The sequence below is a fragment of the Streptomyces sp. CO7 genome (genome assembly GCF_053474865.1).
The window spans coordinates 144321-149462 of the sequence record NZ_JBRIOU010000005.1; the positions used below are offsets into that span (position 1 = coordinate 144321).

Sequence of the window (5142 nt, forward strand, 5' to 3'; positions counted from 1 at the left end):
GTTCAGGCTGAGGGCGTGACCGGGGGCCGCATGCCGAGCCACTGCTCGGCGTCCCAGGCCACGAACCGCTCCACCTCGCCGAAGCCGAGCTTCTCCGCGAGCCGCATCGAGCCGACGTTGGCGGACTGGGTGGTGAGCACCACCGGCTCCCCGGGAAGCGTGCCGTCCAGCCAGTCGAGCGCCGCCGCACACGCCTCGGCGGCGTACCCGCGCCCCCATGCCCGCGGCAGGAAGAGGTAGCCGAGATCCGCCTTCCCCGCCGCGGCCGGGCGCCGGTGCCCCGCCGCCCGCCGGAGCAGGAGGTGACCGATCATCTCCCCGTCGAACTCCACGACGAAGCTCCCGGGCCACTGCTCCGGCACCTCGGGCAGCTCACGCTCGAGCTCGGCCCGGTCCCGGGGGCCGCCAAGGTAGGCGTTCACCTCCGCCGACGCCAGCAGCTCGACGAACACCGCACGGTCCCGCGCCTCCGAGGCGCGGAGCACCAGCCGCTCGGTCCTGATCGGCGCGGGCGGCCACGTGGCGACTTCCAGTTCGGTGTACATCCGCGCAGGCTAACAGGGGTTGCAGCGTCGGCAGTTGCGGTTTCGCTCATGATCCAACGCCCCTGCTGCACAGCAAGAACCGCGCCGCAAGCCTGAGTTCACAGCCTTGGTCGAGCCCCATCGCTTGCGCCGGGGCCCAACTCCGCCGTCCGCACGGGACGTCGAGCTCAGCCGTCCGCGCGGATGCGACGGTGCAAGGGCCGCGCGGCGGACGGAGCCGGCGGGCTATCGGCTGGTGGCGGCGCGGACCAGGCCCGCGACCGCCGTCGACCGGCTGTGGGGCGGCCAGGCGATCACCGTGGTGACGCGCGGAGCGTCGACGACGGGCACGGCGACCAGGTCCTCGCGCAGGCCGGTGCGGCCCGACTCCGGGACGACGGCGCAGGCACGGCCGAGGGCGATGAGCTGGGTGAGCTGCGTGTGGTCGCGCACCTGCGGGCCCGGGCCGTCCGGGAAGGACCCGTCGGGGCACGGCCAGCGGGGCAGCGGCAGATCGGGCAGCGCGGTGACCTCGGCGAGCCGCAGGTGGGAGCGGACGGCGAGGGGATGTCCCGCCGGGAGGAGCACGACCTGCCCCTCGGAGTGCAGGTCCTCGGTGTCGAAGCCGGCCGTGTCGTCGAACGGCCGGTGCAGCAGGGCCACGTCGGCCCGGCCGTCGCGCAGCACCCCCGCCTGCTCGCCCGGCCCGCACAACAGGACGTCCACGGCGACGGCGCCGGGCTCGGCGGCGTAGACGTCGAGGAGCTTCGCCAGCAGTTCGCCCGAGGCCCCCGCCTTCGCGGCCAGGACCACCGAGGGGTGCCCGGCCGCGGTGCGGGCGGCCCGGCGGGTGCGCCGCTCGGCGGCCTCGACGGCGTCCAGCGCCGCCCGCGCCTCCCGCAGCAGCACCGCCCCGGCCTCGGTCAGGGAGACGCCCCGGCTCCCGCGCTCCAGCAGGGCGGCGCCCAGACGCCGCTCGAGTGCGCCGATCGCCCGCGACAGCGGAGGCTGGGCGATCCCGAGCCGCCCCGCGGCCCGCCCGAAGTGCAACTCCTCGGCGACCGCGACGAAATACCGCAACTCACGTGTCTCCACCCCGCCAGCGTAACCGGGCCGACCAGCGGCGATACCCGGCCGGTATCGCCGCCCACCCGATCGGTCCTGGACGCCCCGCCCGGCCCGGCAGCAGCATCGAAGGCATGAGTGAGGACAACAACGTGAACCGGAACAAGGTCGCCCTGGTGACCGGGGCCAACAAGGGCATCGGCTACGAGATCGCCGCCGGGCTCGGCGCCCTCGGCTGGTCCGTCGGGGTCGGCGCCCGGAACGAGGAACGGCGCGAGGCCGCCGTGGAGAAGCTGCGCGCGGACGGGATCGACGCGTTCGGCGTGCCGCTGGACGTGACCGACGACGCGAGCGTGACGGCGGCGGCCCGACTGCTGGAGGCACGGGCCGGGAGGCTCGACGCCCTGGTCAACAACGCGGGCATCACCGGCGGCGGACCGCAGGAGCCGACCACCGTCGACCTGGACCGGGTGCGGGCGGCCGTGGAGACCAACGTGATCGGGGTCATCCGCGTCACCAACGCCCTGCTGCCGCTGCTGCGCCGCTCGCCCTCGCCGCGGATCGTGAACGTCTCCAGCGGTGTCGGCTCCCTCACGCTGCAGTCCACGCCCGGCGCGGACACCGGCCCGATCTCCGTCGCCTACGCGCCGTCGAAGACCTTCCTCAACGCCGTCACCGTGCAGTACGCCAAGGAACTGGCCGACACGAACGTCCTGGTCAACGCCGTCTGCCCCGGCTTCACCGCCACCGACCTCAACGGCTTCCGGGGAGTGCGGACCCCGCAGCAGGGCGCGGCCTCCGCGATCCGGCTGGCGACCGTGGGGGACGACGGGCCGCGGGGCCGCTTCTTCAACGACGACGGCGAGCTCCCGTGGTGAGGTGACGACGGCGAGGGCCGGCTTCCGGGCCGCCCCTCGCCGTCCACCGCCCCTTGATCTCAACCGAACTCGAGGTCCTACGTTCCTCCCGTGCCGCGCACAGCGCGGGCTCCGACCGAACCACCGGGAGGCAACCTCATGGCGACCCCGCACCCCACCGACGCCGAACTCGCCGCACAGCCCGCCGCGTACTGGACCGGTGTCGCCTACGAGGCGCTCATCGCCCACACCAGGGCCCGGCAGGCCGAAGCCGGCTACACGCAGCCCCAGTTCTGGCTGTTGCGCAACCTGTCCCCGAACGACCTCTCCCCGGACGGCGAGGGCATGACCGTGCCCCAGCTTCGGGAGGCCATGGCTTCCTACCTCCGGCCGGAGGACGACCTGGCGGCGGAGTCCGAGGTGCTGCTGCGCCGGGGATGGCTGACCAGGGACGCCGCGGACCGGCTGCGGCTCACCCAGGCCGGGGAACAGGCCCGCGTCGACCTCGCCCGCAACGCTCCCGCGATCCGCGCCGCCCTCCACGAGGGCATCGACGACGCGGACTACGTCACCACGGTGAAGGTGCTCCAGCGGCTGATCCGCAACGCGGGCGGCGGCACGGTCGCCTGACCGGGGCGGCGTCACGGGGCGGCGGCCGGTCGCCTTGCACCGCACACGGTGTTCTCAGCTACCGGGCCGCCGCACCGCTCTCCCGTCGCGATGCGAGGGAGCCGGACGCCGCCCGGTCGCCTTGCACCGCACACGGTGTTCTCAGCTACCGGGCCGCCGCACCGCTCTCCCGTCGCGATGCGAGGGAGCCGGACGCCGCCTCGGCCACCGCGCGACGCCAGGCGCTGGGGCTCCGGCCCCTGTGACGCTTGAACGCGGCGCTGAAGCCGAAGGCGTCGGCATAGCCGACGGCCCTGGCGATCTGCGCGATGCCGAGGTCGGTGTCGGACAGCAGCGTCTCGGCCTCGTCCATGCGGCAATCGGTGACGTAGGCGAGGGGAGGGCGGCCCATCAGCAGGGTGAAGCGTTTGGCGAACAGCGCCCGGGAGACGCCGGCCCGAGCCGCCAGGGAGGCCACCGTCCAGGGCTCGGCGGGCCGGTCGTGGAACGACTGCAGCGCGGGAGCGAGGACCGGGTCGGCAAGACCCCGGTACCAGGTGGGCGCGTCGGCGCCCGCCCTGTCGAACCAGCTGCGCAAGGTGCACACCAGGCCCCAGTCGAGGAGCCGGTCCATCAGCGCCTGCGAACCGGGCGTGAGACGGGCCGCGTCGGCGGCGGCCGTCTCCAGCCAGGCACACACCTCGGCGTCCTCCTCGACCACCAGGACGGACGGCAGGGCACGCAGGAGCCGCTCGTGGCGGTGGCCGGAGGCACGGTAGGCGCCCACGACCAGCGCGGTCGCCTCCTCGGAGTCGCCGCCCCACCGGATCCCGCCCAGTTCCTGGGCGCCGCACCCGGAGCTCTCGGTGAAACAGCTGATCTCGTACGCGGCGTGGGAGCGTTCCAGACTGGCGGGGTGGTCCACGAGGTGGAACGGTCCGGGACCCTGCACGAGGGCGGTGTGACCCGCGCCGATCGCGCGTTGCGTTCCGTCGGGCAGAACCAGGGCGCCCCCGCCGCGCAGCACGCTGATCATGGTGAGTGGCGCCTCGTCGGCGAAGCGGACGGCCCAGGGCTCCGCGAGCACGACGTGACTGACGACCGCTCCCTCGGCCCGGATTCCGCCCAGCAGCGAACTCAAAGGATCCATGGAACGACCGTAGACGAACTCCTATGTTCCGGAGCGGTTCTCCCATGGATCATCTGCGCCGGTACGGCTGAACTGAACTCCTGCACCGGGACCCACCGGGACCCACCGGGACAACCGACCGAGACAACGGGAGACACAGTGACGCAGCACGACAGCCGTGCCAGGACAGCCCTCGTCGTCGTCGCACACCACCGCACCGATTCGCTCACCGCGCACACGGCCCGCCGTACCGCCGCACAGCTCGAAACCGCCGGCTACCGCGTCGACCTGCTCGACCTGCACGCCGAGGGGTTCGACCCCCGGACGAACGCGGCGGACCAGCCGGACTGGGGCAACCGTGAGAAGAGGTACTCGGAAGAGGTGCACACCCACATGCGACGCATCCTCGACGCCGATGCCGTCGTCGCCGTCTTCCCGGTGTACTGGCAGAGCGTGCCCGCCCTCCTCAAGGGCTGGATCGACCGGGTGTGGAACTACGGTTTCGCCTACGGCCGCAGCAGGCCCCGCCTCGCCGGCAAGCGCATCCTGTGGCTGGGCCTGGCCGGCGCCCCTGGCGACGATCCGGCCGTGGAAGACATGCGGACCGTCCTCGACAACAACCTGAGCGCGGGCATCGCCTACTACTGCGGCTTCTCCCACTCCACCGTCGGCCTGCTCACCGACGCGGAGGAACGCCCGCAGCGCGTCGACGCCGAAGGCAATCTCCTGGTCGGCGAGGCGATCACGGGCGCGGACCGCGAGGCCCAGTACACGGCGTTCGACCGTCGTGCGCGGGAGTTCGTGGAGGCCTTCATCGCCGAGGAACTCGTGGCCGCCTGACGCCCCGTGGGAGCATGACGCCGGGGAGCAGGACGCCTGGGGAGACGCGCCCGCGAGGAGGGGGCACGGTCCTGCGGGGCGCCCCGTCACGGACGCGACGCCCTGCCGCCCCTCACCC

At 73.5% G+C, this 5142-nt stretch carries 6 protein-coding genes; 3 read left to right on the forward strand and 3 right to left on the reverse strand.

Translation table 11 applies throughout. From position 1 onward, the window contains the following. Positions 1 to 2 precede the first annotated feature (2 nt). Positions 3 to 545: a GNAT family N-acetyltransferase gene (locus tag ACOV8S_RS19005; RefSeq protein ID WP_448319002.1), complete on the reverse strand. Its 543-nt coding sequence runs from the start codon at positions 543 to 545 to the stop codon at positions 3 to 5. A 225-nt stretch (positions 546 to 770) separates the two neighbouring features. Then, positions 771 to 1619, reverse strand: a complete 849-nt coding sequence (locus ACOV8S_RS19010; protein WP_448319003.1) for a LysR family transcriptional regulator — start codon at positions 1617 to 1619, stop codon at positions 771 to 773. A gap of 104 nt (positions 1620 to 1723) precedes the next feature. Between ACOV8S_RS19010 and ACOV8S_RS19015 the strand changes: the two genes are divergently transcribed. Both ACOV8S_RS19015 and ACOV8S_RS19020 read left to right on the forward strand, forming a co-directional pair. After that, entirely contained in the window at positions 1724 to 2467 is a 744-nt protein-coding gene (locus tag ACOV8S_RS19015; RefSeq protein ID WP_448319004.1) for an SDR family oxidoreductase, read from the forward strand. A 138-nt stretch (positions 2468 to 2605) separates the two neighbouring features. Further along, positions 2606 to 3076 carry a MarR family transcriptional regulator gene (locus ACOV8S_RS19020; protein WP_448319005.1) on the forward strand — a complete coding sequence of 157 codons (471 nt, stop codon included), beginning with the start codon at positions 2606 to 2608 and terminating at the stop codon, positions 3074 to 3076. 145 nt (positions 3077 to 3221) lie between these two features. Here the strand turns inward: ACOV8S_RS19020 and ACOV8S_RS19025 are convergent, their stop codons facing one another. Continuing rightward, positions 3222 to 4205: an AraC family transcriptional regulator gene (locus ACOV8S_RS19025; protein ID WP_448319006.1), complete on the reverse strand. Its 984-nt coding sequence runs from the start codon at positions 4203 to 4205 to the stop codon at positions 3222 to 3224. Positions 4206 to 4343: 138 nt separating this feature from the next. Here ACOV8S_RS19025 and ACOV8S_RS19030 point away from each other — a divergent pair, with 138 nt between their 5' ends. Next, entirely contained in the window at positions 4344 to 5024 is a 681-nt protein-coding gene (locus tag ACOV8S_RS19030) for an NAD(P)H oxidoreductase (RefSeq protein WP_448319007.1), read from the forward strand. The last annotated feature ends 118 nt before the right edge of the window (positions 5025 to 5142 follow it).